The following is a 21,353-nucleotide window of genomic DNA, read 5'->3' as shown; positions in this document are numbered from 1 at the left end:
AGGATCTCCGATCCCCGCCCTCAGCAGGTCACCACCCCACTCACACGGGGTGCCTCACGCCATCCTGACCAAGAGGGATCGGCCGGGGTTCGCCGTCGCAGTCGGCACCGGACTGCGGCGAGCCTGCGCCACGGAGGGCGGCCAGCACCAGAGTGACCCACTTGTCCGCGATCCGGTCGAGCAGCTTGCGGCTCGGACACTGTGCCAGGAACGCGTCGTATTCCGACTTGGCCTGCGCCCTCTTCTGGGCCGCTGTCGCCGTCGCCATCGCCCTGCTCCTTCATGAGGGTGAGCTACGCACTTTCAGGTGCCTACTTTCCGTTAGGAAGTTACCCCCTGATAGTTGGTTCCGGTAACAGTGAGGCACCGGCGCCACGCGCGGTGCGATGCGAAAGTCAGAGGTAGCGAAGATGGCTTCCCACTCTCTTCCCGGCGGCACCTGGAGGCTGGGCGACCGGGACGTCACCCGGTTCGGCTACGGCGCCATGCAGCTCGCCGGCCCCTGGGTCATGGGACCGCCGGCCGACCGGGACGGCGCACTCGCCGTCCTTCGCGAGGCCGTCGCACTCGGGGTCACCCACATCGACACCGCCGAGGCGTACGGGCCGCACGTCACCAACGAGCTGATCCGGGAGGCGCTGCACCCGTACCCCGAGTCGCTGCACATCGTGACCAAGGTCGGCGCGATCCGCGACGAACAGGGCGGATGGCCCACTGCCCGCGACCCGCAGAGCCTGCGTCGGGCTGTCCACGAGAACCTCCAGACGCTCGGCCTCGACGTGCTCGACCTGGTGAACCTGCGGCTCGGCAACGCCGAGGGGCCCCAACCCGGGCCGGTGGCGGAGGCGCTCGACGCGCTCGTGGACCTCCAGCGGCAGGGCCTGATCCGGCACCTCGGGGTGAGCAACGCGACCCCGGAGCAGGTCACCGAGGCGCAGTCGATCGCGCCGATCGTGTGCGTGCAGAACATGTACAACCTCGCGCACCGCCAGGACGACAAGATGATCGACACGCTCGCCGACCAGGGCGTCGCCTACGTGCCGTTCTTTCCGTTGGGCGGCTTCAGCCCGTTGCAGTCCGCCGTCCTCTCGGCCGTCGCCACGCGGCTGGAGGCGACGCCGATGTCCGTCGCCCTCGCCTGGCTGCTGCGGCGGTCGCCGAACATCCTGCTGATCCCCGGCACGTCGTCCGTGGCACACCTGCGCGAGAACATCACGGGCGCGGCACTCGTCCTGTCCGACGACGACCTCGTCGAGCTGGACACGATCGGCCCCTGACTCAGGAGTTGCGGCGGGGATGACCCTTGAGGTGTCTGCCCAACTCCCGGGCGATCTCACGGTTGGCGTCGCGCTCGGCGAGGGACTGCCGCTTGTCGTACGTGCGCTTGCCCTTGGCCAGGGCCAGTTCGACCTTGGCCCACCCGTTGTCGAAGTACATCGACAGCGGCACCAGGGTCACCCCGCCCTCGCGGACCTCCTGGAGGATCTTGCCGATCTCGGAGCGGTGCAGCAGCAGCTTGCGGTTACGGCGGGGCGCGTGGTTGGTCCACGTGCCGTAGCGGTACTCGGCGATGTGCAGCCCGTACAGCATGATCTCGCCGTCGCGCTCGTGCGCGAACGCGTCCACGAGCGATGCCCGCCCCTCGCGCAGCGACTTCACCTCGGTGCCGACCAGCACGATGCCCGCCTCGTACGTGCGCAGCACGGTGTACTCGTGTCGCGCCTTCTTGTTCGAGGCGATGAGTCGGCGTTCGGGCTTGCGGGACGGGCTCACCCGGCGACGATATCCGGCCGCCGCCGCACTATCGCGTCCGGCGCTCGGCGCGCAGCCGCGCGGTCAGGTCGCGTACCGCCTGCGTGAACTCCTCCTGCGACTCGCACGGCAGGTGCCCGAGGATGGGCGGCGGCACGCTGTCGCTGGGTGGGGGCACCAGCCCCTGCGGGTCGGTCAACCGGCGGTCCACCGCGGCCTCCGGCCCGGCCGGCGTCGTGTCGTCCCCGGGGCGGTGCGGGGCGAAGATCCATCCACCGATCGGGTCGGTGTCGCGCCACAGGTTCACCCAGCGCCAGTCGATACGCTCGCCGATCTCGCGCAGCGTCGACGTGTCGACGTACGCGGGGAACAGCCGCGAGTACAGCCGGCAGAGCGGCGACCCGTAGGTCAGCAGCGCGACCCGGTCGGTGACCTGCCGGGGCAGTTGGAGCAGCGTGGCCGCGAGCAGCACCGAACCCTGACTGTGTCCCGCCAGCAGCACCACCTCGCCCTGGTCCACGAGATAGGTGATCCGCTTGGTCAGCTCCGGCACCGCCCGTTCGGCGTAGCAGGGCGGCGCGAAGGGGTGCGCCCCCCGGGGCCAGAAGGTGCCCAGATCCCACAGGACGCCCACGTACCGGCGGAACCCGGCCGTCCGGTACGCGAAGATGCCGCCGATCACGAGCCCGATCAGGATCGCGGCGATCGCGTAGTTGCCCGCCCCGATGAGGAAGTTGACGAAGCTGTCGGGCACACCGAGGTACTCCTCGAACAGGTCGCCGGGATAGAGCTGCAACAGGCCGAGCACGCTGGTGGCCAGCCCGACCGCGGCGAACCCGGCGTAGACCACGGCGAGGGGTTCCACCCGTTCGGTGAACCGGGCCCGGGCGACCGCCTGCTCGACCCGACGCAGCCGCGTCGCCGCCTCCGGCGGCGCGTCCGGGAAGTCCGCGGCCACGATCGCCCGCGCGGCCCGCCACCGGATGGCACGGGTCGTGACCGTGACCAGCACGCCCACCAGCACCGCCGCCGTCACCGCCAGGAAAAACCCGAAGATCGCCCATTTGTACGCCAGCGGCGGGGCGAACGCGAACCGGCTCGTGTGCTGCCCGTCGCGGTCCAACACGTCCGCCACCCGGTAGACCAGCTCGGCGGAGAACGCGACCGCGAGTCCGGCGGCGACGGTGACGAAGACCGGCGCGCCGAGCGCGCGCAGCCGCGGGAGGCGTTGCCCGTCGGCACGCCTCCCGCCGCCGCGCGCCATGAGCACCATCGTCACGAGGATGACCAGCAGGAAGGTCTGGCTGACGAACAACCAGGCCACGGTGGCGCTGTACCCGGGCAGCATCTCGCTGTGCGGCCAGGGCTCGCCGCTGGCCAGGGTGTACGCGATCACCAGAACCGTCAGGCCGCAGGCGATCGTGCGGAGGCCACGCGTGACGCCCTCCAACCCGGGCACGGGTCTGGTCCGGTCCATACCCCGTACCCAGGTCAGCAGGACCAGGCAGGCGAGCAGCACCCCACCCGTCGCCACGGCAAGCGCCGCCCGTACCCACGACGAGTTCTCGCTGTCCCAGGCGGCCAGCAGGCTGCCGTCCAGGGTGGCGAACGCGGCCGCTACGTGCACCGAACGCAACCGCCCCACCACCGGGCTGCCGTCCCACTGGCCGACCGCGCTCAACTGCTGATAGGAGGTCTCCTGGACCGCGCCGGTGCGGAAGGCGTCGAACGAGTGGCTCGGCCGCGCGGCCAGCCACCACACGATCCCGATGGCGGCGACCGGCACGAGGGCCGACACACCGAGGCGTACGCCGGGCGAACGCCCGCCGAGCCAGGACAGCCAGTTGCGTCCCTCCACGCAGCTCGGCGTGCCCATGCACCGCCAGGCGATGAGGTCCACCGCCACCCCGACGATGGACAGCACGTAGAGCATCGTGAGGGTGAGGGCGAGCACCCGACCCAACGCGATGATGGCGTGCTTCGCCGGCCGGCTCGGCGGGCGCATCCACATCGCCACGTTGCAGAGCATGAAGGGCAGCAGGAACACCAGTGACAGCGTCCGTACGGCCGTGCCGGACGGCAGGTCACTCCAGCGGTACGCCTCCAGCGTCATCCCGTCGGTGCCCGTCGAGTCCGGGTAGCCCGGGCGGGGTCGGTAGAACCCACCGCTGCGGTCTCCGGCGACCTGGAGGACGTGCGGCCGGTTGAGCACCTGGTCGGCGCTCGCACCGGAGACGCCGTGCACGCGCAGCTGCACGATCCGACCCGTCGTCGGTTCGGTCGGCGACGCGTCCGCCATGGGCCCTCCGCAGGTGTGCGACAGCGGGTGGGTCGGCGGTGCCGGCCGCCCGCGGCGGTGCGGCTTACCCGTCCCGGGCGGTGTCACGCCTCGCGTCGCTGCCCACGCGGTGGTGCGATTCGACCTCGGGAGGTGGTTCTATTGGCGCCATGGCAAACCCGGTGATCCTGACCGTCGACGACGATCCCGCGGTGTCCCGGGCGGTGGCCCGGGACATCCGGCGCCGCTACGGCGACCGCTACCGGGTGCTGCGCGCCGCCTCCGGGCCGGAGGCGCTGGACGCGCTGCGGGAGGTCAAGTTACGCGGTGAGCAGGTGGCGCTGCTGCTGGCCGACCACCGGATGCCGGAGATGACCGGCGTCGAGTTCCTCGAGGCCGCCATGGACATCTTCCCGGCGGCCCGCCGGGTGCTGCTCACCGCGTACGCGGACACCGACGCGGCGATCGAGGCGATCAACGTGGTGGACCTGGACCACTACCTGCTCAAGCCGTGGCACCCGCCGGAGGAGAAGCTGTACCCGGTCGTCGACGGGCTCCTGGAGGCCTGGTCGGTGACCCCGGACGCCACGAGCGCCGAGATCCGCGTGGTCGGGCACCGCTGGTCGGCGCCGTCGTTCAAGATCCGTGACTTCCTGGCCCGCAACCTGGTGCCGTACCGCTGGTTGCTCTCGGACGACCCGGAGGGCGCCCGGCTGCTCGACGCGGCCGGGGCCACCGAGGCGGACGTACCCCTGGTGGTGACCGCCGAGGGCAAGGCGCTGGTGTCCCCCAGCGAGGCCGAGCTGGCCGCGTTGGCCGGGCTGACCGTGGTGCCCGCGTCCGACTTCTACGACCTCGTGGTGATCGGCGGCGGCCCGGCGGGCCTGGGCTCGGCCGTGTACGGCGCGTCCGAGGGGCTGCGGACCGTGCTCGTCGAGCGGCGGGCGACCGGCGGGCAGGCCGGGCAGAGCAGCCGGATCGAGAACTACCTGGGCTTCCCGGACGGCGTCTCCGGCGCGCAGTTGACCGACCGGGCCCGCCGGCAGGCGGTGAAGTTCGGCGCGGAGCTGCTCAGCGCCCGCGAGGTGGTCGGCCTGAGCGAGGCCGGCGGCGCGCGGCTGCTGCGCTTCGGCGACGGCAGCGAGATCGCCGCGCACACGGTGGTGCTGGCGACGGGCGTGTCGTACCGGGTGCTCGACGCCCCCGGACTGGCCGACTTCACCGGTCGGGGGGTGTTCTACGGCGCGGCCGCCACCGAGGCGCCGAGCTGTGTCGACCAGGACGTCTACATCGTGGGCGGGGCCAACTCGGCCGGCCAGGCGGCGGTGCACTTCTCCCGGTACGCCGCGCGCGTCCACCTGCTCATCCGCGGCGCGGACCTGACGGCGTCGATGTCGAGCTACCTCATCGACCAGTTGGCGCGCATCGACCGGATCACCGTGCACCCGCACACCGCGGTGGTCGGCGCGGCCGGCGACGACCACCTGGAACGGCTCACCCTCTGCGACACCCGCACCGGGGAGAGTCGCACGGTCGACACCTCCTGGCTGTTCATCTTCATCGGCGCCGAACCCCGCACCGACTGGCTGGACGGTGTGCTCGTGCGGGACGGTCGCGGCTTCATCGTCACCGGCCCGGATCTGCTGGCCGGTGGGCGACGCCCGGCCGGTTGGTCGTTGTCCCGCGACCCCTACCACCTGGAGACCAGCCTGCCGGGGGTCTTCGCCGCCGGTGACGTCCGCGCCGAGTCGGTCAAGCGCGTCGCCTCGGCAGTCGGCGAGGGCGCGATGGCCGTGTCGCTCGTGCACCGCTACCTGGAGGCCCAATGACCAGCCAGTCCGATCGGCTGACCCCGGCAGAGCTACGTGAGCTGTTCCTGTTCGAGGCCCTCGACGACGCGCAGCTCGACTGGCTGAGCGAGCACGGCCGCGTGGAGCAGCGCGCCGGCGGCACCCTCGTGTACGGCGAGGGCGAGGCCGCCACCTGCTTCTTCGTGCTGCTGCGCGGCTCGGTGGCGCTGAGCCGGCAGGTCCGTGGCGATGACGTCGAGGTCAGCCGCACCGACCAGCGCGGCGTGTACGGCGGGGCCACCCAGGCGTACCTGGGCGACCAGGTCGAGCAGACGTACCGCAACAGCCTGCGGGCGCTCGTCGACGCCGACTTCTTCGTGCTGCCGGCGGAGGACTTCGCGCACGCCCTGCGGTCCTGGTTCCCGATGCCGATGCACCTGTTGGAGGGGCTGTTCTTCGGCATGCGGGACAGCCAGACCATCGTGGGCGAGCGGGAGCGGCTGCTGGCGCTCGGCTCGCTCTCGGCGGGGCTGACCCACGAGCTGAACAATCCGGCCGCCGCGGCGGTGCGGGCCACGTCGGTGTTGCGGGACCGGGTCGCCGGGATGCGGCACAAGCTCGCGATGATCGCCGACGGGCGGCTCGACGGGCGGGCGCTGCACGGGCTGGTCGCGTTGCAGGAGGAGGCGGTGGCCCGGGTGGCGACCGCGCCGAAGCTGACCCCGGTCGCCACCGCCGACGCCGAGGACATCCTCACCGACTGGCTGGAGGACCACGGTGTGGGTGGCGCGTGGGACCTGGCGCCCATCCTGGTCGCCGGTGGTCTGGACGCGGCGTGGCTCGCCCAGGTGAAGGCGGCCGTCGGGCCGGCGGACCTGGAGGCCGCGGCGCGGTGGCTGTCGTACACGGTCGACACCGAACTGTTGATGCGCGAGATCGGCGACGCGGTGACCCGGATCTCGGGTCTGGTGGGCGCGGCCAAGCAGTACTCCCAGCTCGATCGCGCGCCGCACCGGGTCGTGGACGTGCACGACCTGCTGGACGCGACGCTCGTCATGTTCAAGGGCAAGATCCCGGCCGAGGTCAAGCTCGTCCGCGAGTACGACCGGAGCCTGCCGCCGATCCCGGCGTACGCGGCGGAGCTGAACCAGGTGTGGACCAACCTCGTCGACAACGCGCTGGGCGCGATGGGGGAGAAGGGCGTGCTGACCGTCCGCACCGGACGGGTCGGCGACCTGTTGGCGGTGGAGATCACCGACACCGGTCCCGGTATTCCGCCGGAGGTGCGCCCGCGCATCTTCGAGCCGTTCTTCACCACGAAGCCGGTCGGGGCGGGCACCGGACTTGGACTGGACATCTCGTACCGGATCGTGGTCAACAAGCACCACGGCGACATCCGGGTGGAGACCGAGCCGGGGCACACCACCTTCCGGGTCCTGCTGCCGATCACCGAGGACGTGGCTGCGTTGCCCTGACACGCCGACTACCTAGAGACATCGAGCGGTTGCGGGCAGTAGTCTCGGGCGGCGTCCGTGCTTCCCGCCCCCCGAGGAGCTTCCGTGGACTCGATGGCCCGCCCCCGTACCGCGACCCACGATGACCAGCCGATCGATCCCCCCGACGACAGCTCGGTGCTGCCGGAGCTGGAGGACGCCGTCTGGATGCACCACGCGCACACCTTCGCGCACACCAGCTTCTGGGCGGTGGCCCGCCGGCTGCCGAGGCTGGTCCGTGAGGCGGTGGCCCTGGCCTGGGCCACCAACCGCACGGACACACTCGCCTCCATCGGCTTGAACGTCGCCGCCGGGGTGATGACCACCTTCGGCCTGCTCGCCACGACCGGCGTACTGCGGGAACTCTTCGCCGCCGGTCCCACCCCGGACCGGGTGCGCGCCGCCCTGCCGGCGCTGATCGTGGCCGCGACGGCGATCTCGGCGCGCGGCGGCCTGACGATCGCCGCCGGGTGGGCCCAGGCCCGGCTCACCCCACAGATCAACTACCAGGTTGAGCTGCGGCTGTTCGAGGCCACCACGGCGGTCGACCTGGCCGCGTTCGACGACGCCGGGTTCGCCGAGGAGATGGACCGCGTCCGCGATCGGGGGATGGGCGAGGCGGCCTGGATCGTCGACCACACCGTCAACCTGGTCACCGGGGTCGTCGGGATGCTCGCCACCGCCGTCGCGGTGACCGTCATCCAGCCGCTGCTGCTGCCGTGCCTGCTGCTCGCCGCGGTGCCCCAGGCGGTCACGGCCGTGCGGATGGCCCGCCGGGAGTACCTGGCGATGCTGGCCCGGATCACCCGTCGGCGGCGAATGTGGATGCTCGCCCACCTGATGGCCAACCGGCACACCGCCGCCGAGGTGCGCGCCTATCAGATGCGCGAGTTCCTGCTCGCCGAGTACCGGGGTGTGATGGCCGTCGAGACCCGCGCCCAACTGCGGCTGGTCCGCTCGCAGACCGGCACCCGCGTGGCCGGCGCCACCGTGGCGGGCCTGGCCACGTTCGGCGTGTACGCGGTGCTCGGCGGCCTGCTGCTCGCCGGCATGGTCGCCCTCGCCGCCGCGGCCACCGCCCTGCTCGCCCTCCAGTCCGCGCGGACCAGCCTGGGCGTCGCGGTCGTCGCCACCAACTCGCTGTACGAGGACGCCCTCTACTACCAGGACTACCGGGACTTCCTCACCCGGGCGCAGGGCCGGGTGCCCGTCGGCGGCAGCCGGACGGCCGACGGCGTCGAGGCGATCGACCTGCACGAGGTGAGCCTGCGCTACCCCGACACCGACGCGCCCGCCGTGGACCGGGTCAGTCTGACGATCCGGCGCGGCGAGGTGGTGGCGCTGGTCGGTGAGAACGGCTCCGGCAAGACCACCCTCGCCAAGCTGATCGCCGGGCTCTACCAGCCGACCGGCGGCACGATCCGTTGGGACGGCGTCGACGCCACCGAGCTGGATCCGCGCGCGCTCGGCGCGCAGGTCGCGGTGATGACGCAGGAGTACTGGAAGTTCCCGTTCACGGCTGGTCAGAACATCAGGGTGGGCCGGCACGACCGTACGCCCGACCGGCCCGGCCCCAGCGTGCAGGAGGCCGCCGACGCGGCCGCCGCCCACGACATGATCGTGGGCCTGCCGCACGGCTACGACACCCTGCTCGACCGGGAGTTCAAGAACGGCCACGAGCTGTCCGGCGGACAGTGGCAGCGGCTGGTCGCCGCGCGCGGCCTCTACCGGGACGCCGCCCTGCTGATCTGCGACGAGCCGTCGGCGGCTCTGGACGCCCGCGCCGAACACGCCCTGTTCCAGCACCTGCGTCGCCGGCCCGACCGGGCGGTCGTCCTGATCACCCACCGGCTGGCAAACGTCCGGCACGCCGACCGGATCTTCGTCATGGACCAGGGTCGTCTCGTACAGCAGGGCAACCACGACGAGTTGATGGCGGCCGGGGGCCTCTACCGCGAGCTGTTCGAGCTACAGGCCAGCGGCTACCGCGCCCACGCCAGCGAAGCCCACCGCCCCTGATCCCCGCCCTCGCGCCCCGCGCTCCCGCTCCGGCCCTCCGCGATCTTGCACTTTCGGTTGTCGAATTCGCTGGGAATGCGCCCTATGTCGCCGCAGTAAGTGCAAGATCGCCGCCTGGCCGGGGCGGGGCGGGGTGAGCCTGTCCTCGGCTTGATCCACTCGGGTTCAGGGAATCCGGGGTGTCTCGCCGCCGAGGACGGCCCGATATCACCGAACCCGAGTGGATCATCGCGCTTGGGTGCGGTGATCTACTTCAGGTCGCCGATGTGGGGTATCGCGGCGGTGGGATACCCCTCGACGGTCTGGAGTCGATCAGGCGGCGAGGGCCGGCCCTCGGGGGCCGTGGTCAGGGTTGGTGGGGCGCGGTGAGGACGTCGGCCAGGACGCGGGTGTGGGTGGAGAACGCCAACTGGATCGGGTCGGTGAGGACCAACCACTCGGTCGCCTCCTCGGTGGGGCGCGACGGCGGCAGATCCTCGGCGGCCCGCTCCGGCAGCATCCCGAAGATCATCATGGTGCCCCCCTGCGGTGCGCCCCGTACAGCGAGGAGCCGGGCGTCGGCGGCGTCCGCGACGAGCCCGGTCTCCTCCCACAGCTCACGCACCAGCGCGTCGGACCACTCTTCGCCGTACTCGATGAAACCGCCGGGCAGCGCGAGCAGCCCGCGGGCCGGCTCGATGGCCCGGCGGACGACCACCACGCCGAGGCCCGCGGCCGTGCGGACCGGGAGCACCGCCACCGCGACGGGCAGCGGATTACGCCAGACGGTCTCGCCGCAGGCCGCGCAGACTCGCGGCCAGCCGGCCGCCGCCGGGTAGGCGGCGCCGCAGTAGGAGCAGTGCGAGTACGGCGTACCGGTCATGCCGCAGCACGTTACCCGCCGGCTGCGCTGCGGGCGTGTGTCGAAGTCCCGAGCCGGCCTCCGGCGGGCCCAGACGAGTTGGAGATGGGCTCGGATACAACACCGGTATCCGAGCCCATCTCCGCCTCGGCTCGATCGAGGGCCTTGACATACGGCCTAGGCGGCCGGCGTGCCGGTGTAGAAGGCGGTGGTGCGTTCGGCGGCGGCCTTGGCCTCGTCGGGGTCGGTGCCGGCGGCGATGCTCGCCTCGCCCCACAGGTGGCTGCTCAGTTCCATGGCCCGTCGCCCCTCGGCGGAGGCGACCCACTCGGCGCTGTCCTCCGGCCGCACGCCGACGCCGCCGGAGAGGTGCGTGGCGAGGCCGAGCAGGCCCAGGTCCCAGCCGACACCGACGGCCCCCGGTCCGAACTGGGCCCACCGGTCCTGGTCGACGTGCGCGATGTGGTCCAGGTCCAGGCGGGCCTGATCGTCGCCCACCGGCGTGACCCGCACCTCGATCCAGCTCACCTCGCCGCCCATCTCCCAGGTGGCGGTGAAGCGGTGCGGGGGCTCGCAGGTCTCGACGGTGCCGTGCGCGTTGCCCTCGAGCTGGTACGTGCCGTGCAGCCGCAGGTCGCCGCTGATCGGCAGGAACCAGCGGGGGATGCGCTCGGCGTTGGTGCAGGCGTCCCACAGGTCCTCGGCCGTCGCCTGGTAGGTCTGGCTGATCGTGGTCACCCGGGCCTCGCCGGCGGCCAGCGTGCGGCTGCCGACCTGTCGCTGGACGGCGTTGATCTGCTCGGTGGCGTCGAACATCAGGTGTTCCTCTCGTCGGGTGGGTCGGCGGGCCCGCGTAGGCGCCGCTCGCGTCGGCCCCGGGCCAGCTCGGTGGCGAGCGCCGCCAGGGGTGGCGCCCAGAAGCGGCGGAAGTGCTCCAGCCAGCCGTCCACCTCGCGCAACGGGCCCGGGTCGACCGCGTAGAGCCGCCGGGCGCCGTCCGGACGCACGGTGGCGAAGCCGTTGTCCCGCAACACCTTGAGGTGCTGGGACACGGCGGGCTGGGAGATGCCGAACTCGTCGCGGATGACCGCGCTCACCGCGCCGGCGCTCTGCTCGCCGTCGGCGAGCAGTTCCAGGATGCGGCGCCGGACCGGATCGCCCAGCACGTCGAAGGCGTGCACGGCGACAGTTGTATCACTCCTGGCTTATTTAAGCCAGATCTGATACTCCGACGAGCTTGTCGAGCTGGATCGGCAGGTCACGGATGCGCACGCCGGTGGCGTGGTACACCGCGTTGGCGACCGCCGCCGCCGCGCCCACGATCCCGATCTCCCCGATGCCCTTCACCCCGGCGGGGTTCAGCTCGTCGTCGTGTTCGTCCACCCAGTACGCCTCGATCGACTCCACGTCCGGGCAGGCCGTGATGTGGTAGGTGGCCAGGTCGTGGTTGACCCAGTCGCCGTACCGCTCGTCGAGCAGGCCCCCTTCGTGCAGCGCCATCGACAGGCCCATCGTCATGCCTCCGATGAGTTGGCTGCGCGCCGTCGTCGGGTTGACGATCCGGCCGGCCGCGAACACGCCGAGCATCCGGTTGAGCCGGATCTCGCCGGTGGTGGTGTCCACCCGGACCTCGACGAACTGCGCCCCGTACGCGTACCGGGGGAGCGCGGCCTGCTCGCCGATCTCGTCGGTGGTGTCCGCCTCGGCGCTCACCTCGGCGGTCGGCGGTGTGCCGTCGGGCAGCTTGGCGCGCAGCGCCGCACACGCCCGGATCACCGCCCAGCTCCAACTGGAGGTGCCCATCGAGCCACCGGCCAGCGAGGCCGTGGGCAGGTCGCTGTCACCGATCCTGATCTCGATCCGTTCGGGGGGCACCCCCAGGGCGTCGGCGGCGACCAGCCAGAGCGCCGTACGCGCCCCGGTGCCGATGTCGGTGGCGTTGATCTGGACCAGGAAGCCGCCGTCCGGACGGGCGGTGACCCGCGCCGAGGACGGGCGGGACCGTGTCGGGTAGGCCGAGCCGGCCACGCCGGAGCCGACCAGGAAGCGTCCCTCGCGCCGGGACCGGGGCATCGGATTCCGGTCGGCCCAGCCGAACCGCCGCGCGCCCTCGCGCAGGCACGCCACCAGGTTGCGACTCGTGAACGGTTCTCCCTGGTCGGGGTCGATGGCGGTGTCGTTGCGGATACGCAGCTCCACCGGGTCGATGCCGACGGCCACGGCCAACTCGTCCATCGCCGACTCCAGCGCGTACGCGCCGGGGCACTCGCCCGGCGCCCGCATCCAGAACGGGGTGGGCACGTCGAGGCGGGTCAGCCGATGTGTCGTACGGCGGTGGGGTGCGGCGTACATGCTGCGGGTGTAGACGGCGGTCTGCTCGGCGAACTCGCGGATCATCGAGGTCTGGCTGATCGCGTCGTGGCTGATCGCGGTGAGTCGCCCATCCGTGTCGGCGGCGAGGCGGACCCGCTGGATGGTGGGCGTGCGGTAGCCGATCGGCCCGAAGATCTGCTGGCGGGTCAGCGCCAGTTTCACCGGCCGGTCCACGTGTCGGGCGGCCAGGGCGGTCAACACCACGGCGGCCTTGGCGTACCCCTTGCTGCCGAAGCCCCCGCCGACGTGCTCGGCGATCACCCGGACCGACTCGCGGGGCAGGTCGAACAGCTCGCTGAGGGTGGCCCGCACCGATGACGCGCCCTGGTTGGAGTCGTGCACGAGCAGCCGCCCGTCGGTCCACTGCGCCGTGGTGGCGTGCGGCTCCATCGGGTTGTTGTGGTAGGCCGGGGTCCGGTAGGTGGCGTCCACCCGGACCGGTGCGGCCGCGTACCCCGCGTCGAAGTCCCCCTCGGCCGTGTCGGTCGGGTAGTGGGGATTGACCTCGTCCGGTTTGTACAGACCGGGGTGGTCGTCGGTGAGCACCGTGCTGTGTGGGCCCGCGTCGTACTCGACGCGCACCAGCCGGGCGCCCTCGCGAGCGGCCTCCAGGCTCGTGGCCACCGCGACCGCGACGTACTGCCCCCGGTAGTGCACGGCCGGGTCCTGAAGCAGCCACAGATCCGGTTCCGGGCTGGTCGCCAGCCGGGGCGCGTTGCCGTGGTGCACGACGGCCAGCACGCCGGGCGAGGCCAGCGCCTCGGTGGTGTCGATCCGGGTGATCCGACCGCGCACCACGGTCGCGGGCACCACCCAGCCGTAGGTGACTCCGTCGACCGGGTACTCCACCGCGTACCGTGCCGCGCCGGTGACCTTCTCCCGGCCCTCCAGCCGGGGGTGCGCCTGACCGATCGCCCCGGTGGTCACGACGCCGCCAGTTCGCTGAGCACCCGTACGGTGATGGACCGGGTCAGGGGCAGCTTGAAGCCGTTGTCGCTCAGCGGGCGGGCCTCGGCCAGCTCCGCGTCGGCGGCGCGCGCCGCCAGTTCGGGGCTGAACGGGTGGCCGCGCAGCTCCTGTTCGGCCCGGTACGCGCGCCACGGCCGGTGGGCCAACGCCCCGTAGGCCAGCCGCACGTCGCGGACGACGTCGCCGTCGAGGTCCAGCACCGCGGCCACCGAGCCGGCCGCGAAGGCGAACGACGCCCGGTCGCGCGCCTTGAGGTACGTCGAGCGACGCGCGGCCGGCAGCGCCGGCAGCCGTACGGCCGTGATCAGCGCGCCGCGGGCCAGGGTGGTCTCCCGTTCCGGATGATTACCGGGCGAGCGGTGCAGGTCGACCATGGGGACGTCCCGGACGCCGTCGGTGTCCTGCACCTCCACCACGGCGTCCAGCGCGGCGAGTGCGACGGCCAGGTCCGACGGGTGGGTGGCCACGCACTGCTCGGACCAGTCCAGCACCGCGAGGTCGCGGTTCTCGCCGTGCAGGGCGGCGCATCCGCTGCCCGGGTCGCGTTTGTTGCACGCCTTGCCGGTGTCCTGGAAGTACGGGCAGCGGGTGCGCTGCAACAGGTTGCCGCCCGTGGTGGCCATGTTGCGCAGTTGCCCGGAGGCGGCGGCGAGCAGGGCGCGGGTCAGCACCGGGTAGTCGCGGCGGACCGCCGGGTGCGCGGCCAGGTCGCTGTTGCGCACCGTCGCGCCGATCCGCAGTCCGCCGTCGGGCAGCTCCTCGACGGCGTCCAGGGGCAGCCGGTTCACGTCCACCAGCACGTCGGGGCGCTGTACCCCGAGTTTCATGAGGTCCACCAGGTTGGTGCCGCCGGCGAGGTACGCCGCCTGCGGCTCGGCGGCCAGCACGGCGACGGCGTCGGCCACGTCGGTGGGCCGGTGGTAGCGGAACGGCCTCATCGCGCCGCCGCCGTCTCGCGGACGGCCGCCACGATGTGCGGGTACGCGGCGCAGCGGCACAGGTTGCCGGCCATCCGCTCGCGGATCTCGGCGTCGGTGAGGTCGGGCGCGGCGGTGATGTCCTCGGTGACCGCGCTGGGCCAGCCCTGTTCGACCTCGTCGAGCATTGCGCGCGCCGAGCAGAGCTGCCCGGGGGTGCAGTAGCCGCACTGGAAGGCGTCGTGCGCGATGAAGGCGGCCTGCAACGGCGACAGTTCCTCCCCGTCGGCCAACCCCTCCACGGTGACCACCGAGCGGCCGTCCAGGGTGACCGCGAGGAGCAGGCAACTCTTCACCCGGCGGCCGTCGAGCAGCACCGTGCAGGAGCCGCACTGGCCGTGGTCGCAGCCCTTCTTGGCCCCGGTGAGGCCGAGATGCTCGCGCAGCGTGTCGAGCAGGGTGGTGCGGTTGTCCAGCGTCACCTCGCGCGGGGCGCCGTTGACGTCGAACGCCACCCGTGACGCGTGCTGCGCGTCGACGACCGTCTGACTCTCTGCTCCGGCGGACATCGCCCCAGACTAGCCGCGCGAGGGACAAATCAGGGCGGATAACGCGAAGGCCCCTTCGTCGACCCGTGCGTCCGCCCACCAACGGCGAGGGCCGCCCGGGTACGCGCCGCAGCGCAACCCGGGCGGCCGTCCGCCCCGCCTGTCGTCTCAGGCCACCGGAGTGGCCCGCGCGATGTTCCGGTGCGCGCGGATCAGCTCCGCATAGCGCAGGCCGCTCGCCTTCACCGTCCGCCGCTGGTTGGTGTAGTCGACGTGTACCAGCCCGAAACGCTTGTCGTAGCCGTACGCCCACTCGAAGTTGTCCAGCAGCGACCACACGAAGTAGCCGTCCAGCGGCACGCCCCGGGCCACCGCCGACGCGCACGCCGCCAGGTGCTGCTCCAGGTGGTCGGTGCGCTCCTTGTCCTCCACCGTGCCCTCGGGGGTGATCTCGTCGTGCCACGCCGAGCCGCTCTCGGTGACGATGATCCGGGCCGGTCCGTACTGCTCGTGCACGTCGACGAGCAGCCGCTCCAGGCCCGCCGGGTACATCTCCCAGCCCATCGCGGTCTCCACCGAGCCGGGTACCGGCACCTGCTTCACGTACGGCGCCGGGCCGGTCGGGTCGTCGACCACCAACTGCCGGAAGTAGTAGTTCACCCCGAGGAAGTCGGTGGGCGTCGCGATCACCGCGAGGTCGTCACCGCGTACCGGCGGCTCGACCCCGTACGTCTCGACCATGTCGGCGGGGTAGCCCCGCCCGTGGACCGGGTCCAGCCACCAGCGGTTGACGTGCCCGTCGGCCCGCCGCGCCGCCGCGACGTCCTCGGGTCGGTCGGTCGCCGGCTCGATCGGGCTGAGGTTCACGACCAGGCCCACCGAGGCGGGCCGGGCTGCGTTCGCCCGGATCGCCTGGGTGGCGAGGCCGTGCCCGAGCAGCACGTGGTGCGAGGCGCGCACCGCGCGGGTCAGGTCCCGCTCGCCGGGGGCCATGTTCCCGTCCAGATGCCCGATCCAGCACACGCAGAGCGGCTCGTTGACCGTGCACCAGTCGGCCACCCGGTCGCCCAGGCGACCGGCCACGACCGCCGCGTAGTCGGCGAACGCCTCGGCCGTGGCGCGCTCCGGCCAACCGCCGGCGTCCTGCAGGGCCTGCGGCAGATCCCAGTGGTAGAGCGTGACGAACGGTCGGATCCCGTCGGCGAGCAGCGTGTCGACGAGCCGGTCGTAGAAGTCCAGCCCGGCGGCGTTGACCCGGCCCACACCCGCGGGCATCACCCGGGGCCAGGCCACCGAGAACCGGTACGCGTCCACGCCGAGCTGCCGCAGCAGCCCCACGTCCTCCGGCCACCGGTGGTAGTGGTCGCAGGCCACCGCCCCGGTGTCGCCGTTGTCGACGTTGCCCGGGGTCGCCGAGAAGGTGTCCCAGATGGACGGCTCCCGGCCATCGACGTCGACGGCCCCCTCGATCTGGTACGCCGCCGTGGCGACGCCCCAGAGAAAGTCGGGTGGCAGCTTGGACAGGTCCGGCACGGGAAGGCTCTCCTCTGGGTTGGGGTGACTCACTTGACGGCGCCGGCGGTGAGACCGGCGACGAAGTACCGCTGCAGGGCCAGGAACCCGGCGACGACGGGGATGCTGACCACCAGCGACGCGGCCATGATCTGGTTCCAGTAGACGTTGAACTGCGTCGAGTAGCCCTGGAGGCCGACCGCCAGGGTGCGGCTGCCCTCGTCGGTCATCACCGAGGCGAACAGCACCTCACCCCAGGCGGTCATGAACGCGTACACGGTCACCGCGACCACGCCGGGCACGGCGGCCGGCAGGATGACCTGGAACAGCGTGCGGAGCGCCCCGGCACCGTCGACCTGCGCCGCCTCGTCCAGGCCGCGCGGGATCGAGTCGAAGTAACCGACCAGCATCCAGATCGAGAACGGCAGCGAGAAGGTCAGGTACGTGATGACCAGGCCGGTCCGGCTGGCGTACAGCTCGATGCCGGTGGCGTTGCCCAGGTTGACGTAGATGAGGAACAGCGGCAGCAGGAACAGGATGCCGGGGAACATCTGCGTGGACAGCACCGTCACGGTGAAGACGCCCCGGCCACGGAACCGGTACCGGCTGACCGCGAACGCGGCGAAGATGGCGATCGCGACCGAGCAGACCGCCGCGAGGCTCGACACCACGAGGCTGTTCACCAGGTAGCGGGCCAGCGGCACGGTGCTCCACATGTCGACGAACGGTTGCAGGGTGGGCCGGCTGGGCCACCAGGTGAACCCGTTCTGCACGTCCCGCAGCGGCTTCGCCGCGGAGGTCACCATCACGTAGAGCGGGGTGACGACGAAGAGGGTGAGCAGGGTCAGCACGATGCGTCGGCCCCAGCGCTCACCGGCGGTCTCACGCATGGTCGTCCCTCCGGCGGTTGGTGATCAGCAGGTACGCGGCCGAGACGACCATCAGGAACAGCAGCAGCGCCACCGACATCGCCGAGCCCGACCCGAAGTCCCAGGTCTTGAAGGAGCTGCGGTAGATGTGGATGGAGATCAGGTCGGCCTGCGCGGGCGCGGAGCCGCCGAAGAGCACGAACGGCGTGTTGAAGTCGTTGAACGTCCAGAGGAACAGCACCAGCAGCAGCACCAGGTTCACCGGCCGCAGCATGGGCAGGGTGACCGAGCGCAGCCGACGCCAGAACCCGGCCCCGTCGATCGCGGCGGCCTCGTACAGCTCGCCGGGCACGTTCTGCAGACCGGCCATCAGGCAGAGGAACGCGAACGGCCAGTTGCGCCACACCGACACCACCAGCAGCGACCAGAAGCTGTTGTCGCCGATCAGCCAGAACGGCCGTTCGTTCAGCAGGCCGAGCTGGTCGACGAGCACGTGGTTGACCAGGCCGGTGTCGCGCTGCAGCAGGAAGCTCCAGGTGATCACGGCGGCGTAGACCGGCAGCGCGTACGGGGTGAGGAACAGCGCCCGCAGGATGGCCCGCCCACGGAACGGCTTCTGCAGCACGACGGCCGCCGCGATGCCGAGCAGCCAGGCGAACCCGACCGAGAGCACGCTGTAGGCGAGCGTGATCCAGAACGAGTGCAGCAGTTCCTTGCCGGCGGCGCTGTTGAAGTCGAGGGTGGCTCGGTAGTTCTCCAGGCCGACGAAGGGTGCGGTGGACCAGTCGCGGATGTGGAACTGGGTCAGCTCCAGCATGCTCATCCAGACCCCGACCACCATGGGGATCACGTGGATGGCGAGTTCCAGCACGATGGCCGGCGCGAGCAGCAGGTACGGCAGGAGGGAACGGCGGGGGCCGCGCGGCCGGCGGGCGGCCCCCCGGGCGGGTGACCCGGCCCGGGGTGCGCGCCGGTCGGCGTCCGGCGCGGTGGTGCTGGTTGCCATCGGGGTCCTCTCGGAGGCGGTGGCCGTGGTCAGGCGACGAGCCCGACCACGGCCACCGGCGCTGCGTGGGTCAGCGCATCTTCTGCTGCGCGTCGGTCAGCTTCGCCTTCACCGATGCCTCGGTGACCGGCTTGCCGCTCGCCGCGTCGGCGAACAACTCCTTCATCGCGGTGCCGACCAGGGTCTCGAAGGTGCTCTCCTCGGGCACCTGCGGCAGCGGGGCCGCGGTGGTGACCAGGGTCTCCTGGATGCTCTTCTGCTCCGGGGCACTGAACGCCGGGTCGGCGCCGGCGGTCTTCACTGCCGGCAGCGAGCCGTACGTCTTGTTGAGGATCGTCTGCTCCTCGTCGCTGGTCATGAACTTGACGAAGCTCAGCGCGCCGTCCTTGTTCTTGGTGTGCTTGAAGACGGCCATGTTGATGCCGGCCACCATGCTGTTGACCTTCTTGCCGCCGGCCGGCGGGTTGGCCAGGAACGGCACCGGGGCCACGCCGTACGCGTCGGCGGCCATGTTCTGGGTCTTCAGGTTCGAGCCGGCGGACTGCCACAGCAGCATGGCGGCCTTGCCGTTGGCGAAGTCCGAGACCGACTGGTTCTGCGCGTACTCGGCGTTGCTCGGGTTGGTGATCTTGTCAGCGGCCATGAAGTCGATGTAGCGCTTGATGGCCGAGACGTTCTGCGGGGTGTCGAAGGTCGGCTTGCCGGCCGAGTCGAACCACTCGCCGCCGTACTGCTGGCTGAAGGTGAACGCGTGGTGGGCGTTCTCCGACGGGTTGGCGCCCTCGATCGCGAGGCCCCACTTGCCACCGGTGCTGAGCTTCTTGCCGTACTCGACGACCTGCTCCCAGGTCGTCGGCGGGGCGGTGATGCCCGCGTCGGCGAACATCTTCTTGTTGTAGTACAGGCTGTACGCCATGGAGTAGAGCGGCACGGCGGCCGGCGGCTTGCCGGGCGCGCCGGCGGCGGCGAGCGCGGCGGGCACGATCCGGTCCTTGCCGCCCACGGCCGTCAGGGCGGCGTCGTCGAACTCGACGAGCGCGCCGGTGGCCTGCAGCGACGCCGACCAGGTGTTGCCGATGTTCACCACGTCCGGGCCCTTGCCCGAGGTGGCGGCGGCGAGCAGCCGGTTGAGCAGGTCCGACCAGGGGACCACCTCGACGTTGACCTTGATGCCGGTCTGCTTCTCGAACTTGTCCAGTTCGGGCTGGAGGGTGGTCTTGTCGGCCTCCAGGCTGGCGCCCTGGTTGCTGGCCCAGTAGGTGAGGGTCTTGGGCGAGGAGGCGGAGTCGTCGCCGGAGCCGCCGCAGGCGGTCAGCGATGCGGCGGCCAGTACGGCGGCAGCGAATATCCCGAGGTGTCGTCTCGACACGGTCAGCCCTTCCGGTTCGTGGTGGGGGTCCGCCGACCGTCGTCGTCGATAGGGGTGAGGCGACGGCGGTCGGCTGCGGACGGGGTTTCTCCGGACGCGCCGGCGGAGGTCCTTCGGCGTTTCCCGGGAGTTACATCACGGCTTAATGAATGTCGTCATTAAAGTGGTTGGCCGGTGGGTCGTCAAGCACGGTGCGGTTACAGTCGCCACCTACGGCCGACGGGAACGAGGTGACGAGTGGAGCTGGCGCGTGCCACCAACCGGAGCGTCCGGCTGCGCAACCGGTCCGCCCTGCTGACGAAGCTCTTCCTCGATGCCCCGCTCACCCGGCAGGACCTGGTGCGCAGCACCGGGCTGAGCCAGCCGGCGGTGAGCAACGTGGTGACCGACCTGATCGACGAGGGCATCGTCGTCGAGGCCGGGGCCGCCGAGTCCGACGGCGGCCGACCCAGCATGCTGCTGCGGGTCGCCTCCCGGTACGCCTTCGTGATCGGCGTGGACGTCGGCGAGACCCGGGTCCGGGTCGAGCTGTTCGACTTCGCGATGACGCTGCTCGCCAGCGTCGAGTACCCGCTCGACCCGGCCCGTACCGAGCCGGACCTGGTGGCCGGGCACGTGCTGGCCGGCATCGAGGTGGTGACCGGCCGGGCCGGCGTGGCCACCGCCGACGTGCTCGGCGTCGGCATCGGCGTCTCCGGCGTGGTCGAGCAGGGCGACGAGGCCGTCGTGCACGCCCAGGCCCTCGGCTGGGACCGGGTGCCGCTGGAACGCCTCATCGGCGCCGGCACCGACCTGCCGCTGCACATCGACAACGGCGCGAAGACCCTCGGGCAGGCCGAGATGTGGTTCGGCGCCGGGCGCGGGGCCCGGCACGCCGTCTTCGCGCTGGTCGGGTCGGGCGTGGGCGCCGCCGTGGTGACCAACGGCGCCACCTATCGGGGCGCGTCCAGCAGCGCGGGGGAGTGGGGCCACACCACCCTGGTGTACGGCGGCCGGACGTGCCGGTGCGGCGCACGCGGCTGCCTCGAGGCGTACGTGGGCGCGGAGGCGATCATCGACCGTTACCGGGAGGCCCGTCGGGGACGCGCCGTGCCCGGCGAGGACGAGGAGTCCCAGCTCGCCGCTCTGGTCGCCGCCGCCGACAGCTCGGCCACCGCCCGACGGGTGCTGGACGACACGGCCGGCTACCTGGGCGCGGGGGTGGCCAACCTGATCAACCTGTTCAACCCGGAGCGGGTGGTCCTCGGCGGGTGGGCGGCGATGGCGCTGGGCGACCTGCTGCCGGCCGTGCGCGCGGCCGCCGGCCGGCAGGCGCTGCGCCAGCCGTACGAGCAGGCGTCGATCGAGCTGTGCCGCCTGGGCGTCGACGCGGTGGCCCTCGGCGCGGCCACCCTCCCGATAGCCCGCTTCCTCACCGCCGGCGGCGTCCGCCCCACCTGACCCCCACCCCCGCCCCCGGTGCGGTGATCAAGAGGTTCGCGTCATCCCGGGCGTGGTTTCTGACGCCAACCTCTTGATCACTGGGAGTCAGCTTCTGGCGGGGGACGGGTGGGGCTGGGGCGGAATTACACAAAATCTGATTCTCGGGATAAATAACGAAGTTATAGATCGATGTCT

The 21,353-nt window shown here is 71.7% G+C and carries 18 protein-coding genes; 5 read left to right on the top strand and 13 right to left on the bottom strand.

Annotation, left to right across the window (positions count from 1 at the left end):
• Positions 1-40: 40 nt before the first annotated feature.
• A complete protein-coding gene (locus ACLQ25_RS13230; protein ID WP_425731173.1) occupies positions 41-268 on the bottom strand; it encodes a hypothetical protein in 228 nt (75 codons plus the stop codon).
• Positions 269-410: 142 nt separating this feature from the next.
• On the opposite strand from ACLQ25_RS13230, the gene ACLQ25_RS13225 reads away from it, so the two are divergent.
• Positions 411-1,277 carry an aldo/keto reductase family oxidoreductase gene (locus tag ACLQ25_RS13225; protein WP_425731172.1) on the top strand — a complete coding sequence of 289 codons (867 nt, stop codon included), beginning with the start codon at positions 411-413 and terminating at the stop codon, positions 1,275-1,277.
• A gap of 1 nt (position 1,278) precedes the next feature.
• Here the strand turns inward: ACLQ25_RS13225 and smpB are convergent, their stop codons facing one another.
• Positions 1,279-1,773: an SsrA-binding protein SmpB gene (gene smpB / locus ACLQ25_RS13220; RefSeq protein ID WP_425731171.1), complete on the bottom strand. Its 495-nt coding sequence runs from the start codon at positions 1,771-1,773 to the stop codon at positions 1,279-1,281.
• 28 nt (positions 1,774-1,801) lie between these two features.
• Positions 1,802-4,051 (bottom strand): hypothetical protein, encoded by a 2,250-nt coding sequence (locus ACLQ25_RS13215; RefSeq protein ID WP_425731170.1) that lies wholly within the window; start codon positions 4,049-4,051, stop codon positions 1,802-1,804.
• Between the two features lie 149 nt (positions 4,052-4,200).
• Here ACLQ25_RS13215 and ACLQ25_RS13210 point away from each other — a divergent pair, with 149 nt between their 5' ends.
• From ACLQ25_RS13210 to ACLQ25_RS13200, 3 genes are all read left to right on the top strand, one after another.
• The gene (locus ACLQ25_RS13210) at positions 4,201-5,859 is read left to right on the top strand and encodes an FAD-dependent oxidoreductase (protein ID WP_425731169.1); all 1,659 of its coding nucleotides are present in this window, start codon (positions 4,201-4,203) and stop codon (positions 5,857-5,859) included.
• On the top strand, positions 5,856-7,295 hold the full coding sequence (locus ACLQ25_RS13205) for an ATP-binding protein (RefSeq protein ID WP_425731168.1): 1,440 nt from the start codon (positions 5,856-5,858) through the stop codon (positions 7,293-7,295). Before ACLQ25_RS13210 ends, ACLQ25_RS13205 begins: the two co-directional genes overlap by 4 nt.
• Positions 7,296-7,388: 93 nt before the next feature.
• Positions 7,389-9,332: an ABC transporter ATP-binding protein gene (locus ACLQ25_RS13200; RefSeq protein ID WP_425731177.1), complete on the top strand. Its 1,944-nt coding sequence runs from the start codon at positions 7,389-7,391 to the stop codon at positions 9,330-9,332.
• Between the two features lie 346 nt (positions 9,333-9,678).
• On the opposite strand, the gene ACLQ25_RS13195 is transcribed toward ACLQ25_RS13200, so the two are convergent.
• The 10 genes from ACLQ25_RS13195 to ACLQ25_RS13150 form a co-directional block, all read right to left on the bottom strand.
• Complete coding sequence (locus tag ACLQ25_RS13195; RefSeq protein ID WP_425731167.1) at positions 9,679-10,194, bottom strand: NUDIX domain-containing protein; 516 nt, start codon at positions 10,192-10,194, stop codon at positions 9,679-9,681.
• A gap of 156 nt (positions 10,195-10,350) precedes the next feature.
• Positions 10,351-10,989, bottom strand: coding sequence for an SRPBCC family protein (locus ACLQ25_RS13190; protein ID WP_425731166.1), 639 nt, complete (start codon positions 10,987-10,989; stop codon positions 10,351-10,353).
• Positions 10,989-11,354, bottom strand: coding sequence for an ArsR/SmtB family transcription factor (locus tag ACLQ25_RS13185; protein ID WP_425731165.1), 366 nt, complete (start codon positions 11,352-11,354; stop codon positions 10,989-10,991). The genes ACLQ25_RS13190 and ACLQ25_RS13185 overlap by 1 nt, the downstream gene beginning before the upstream one ends.
• A gap of 28 nt (positions 11,355-11,382) precedes the next feature.
• Complete coding sequence (locus tag ACLQ25_RS13180; RefSeq protein WP_425731164.1) at positions 11,383-13,473, bottom strand: xanthine dehydrogenase family protein molybdopterin-binding subunit; 2,091 nt, start codon at positions 13,471-13,473, stop codon at positions 11,383-11,385.
• Entirely contained in the window at positions 13,470-14,453 is a 984-nt protein-coding gene (locus ACLQ25_RS13175) for an FAD binding domain-containing protein (protein WP_425731163.1), read from the bottom strand. Before ACLQ25_RS13175 ends, ACLQ25_RS13180 begins: the two co-directional genes overlap by 4 nt.
• Complete coding sequence (locus ACLQ25_RS13170) at positions 14,450-15,001, bottom strand: 2Fe-2S iron-sulfur cluster-binding protein (RefSeq protein WP_425731162.1); 552 nt, start codon at positions 14,999-15,001, stop codon at positions 14,450-14,452. Before ACLQ25_RS13170 ends, ACLQ25_RS13175 begins: the two co-directional genes overlap by 4 nt.
• Positions 15,002-15,148: 147 nt before the next feature.
• Positions 15,149-16,513 (bottom strand): GH1 family beta-glucosidase, encoded by a 1,365-nt coding sequence (locus ACLQ25_RS13165; RefSeq protein WP_425731161.1) that lies wholly within the window; start codon positions 16,511-16,513, stop codon positions 15,149-15,151.
• A gap of 29 nt (positions 16,514-16,542) precedes the next feature.
• Positions 16,543-17,382: a carbohydrate ABC transporter permease gene (locus ACLQ25_RS13160; RefSeq protein ID WP_425731160.1), complete on the bottom strand. Its 840-nt coding sequence runs from the start codon at positions 17,380-17,382 to the stop codon at positions 16,543-16,545.
• Positions 17,375-18,367 (bottom strand): carbohydrate ABC transporter permease, encoded by a 993-nt coding sequence (locus ACLQ25_RS13155; protein ID WP_425731159.1) that lies wholly within the window; start codon positions 18,365-18,367, stop codon positions 17,375-17,377. The genes ACLQ25_RS13160 and ACLQ25_RS13155 overlap by 8 nt, the downstream gene beginning before the upstream one ends.
• A 70-nt stretch (positions 18,368-18,437) precedes the next feature.
• Positions 18,438-19,736 carry an ABC transporter substrate-binding protein gene (locus ACLQ25_RS13150; protein WP_425731158.1) on the bottom strand — a complete coding sequence of 433 codons (1,299 nt, stop codon included), beginning with the start codon at positions 19,734-19,736 and terminating at the stop codon, positions 18,438-18,440.
• A 237-nt stretch (positions 19,737-19,973) separates the two neighbouring features.
• Here ACLQ25_RS13150 and ACLQ25_RS13145 point away from each other — a divergent pair, with 237 nt between their 5' ends.
• Positions 19,974-21,176 (top strand): ROK family protein, encoded by a 1,203-nt coding sequence (locus tag ACLQ25_RS13145; protein ID WP_425731157.1) that lies wholly within the window; start codon positions 19,974-19,976, stop codon positions 21,174-21,176.
• Positions 21,177-21,353: the final 177 nt, after the last annotated feature.

This window comes from Micromonospora sp. DT44, assembly GCF_049841635.1.
Lineage (GTDB): Bacteria > Actinomycetota > Actinomycetes > Mycobacteriales > Micromonosporaceae > Micromonospora.
The sequence above is the reverse complement of the archived record's forward strand: the minus strand, read 5'-3'. Positions and strand labels throughout refer to the sequence as shown.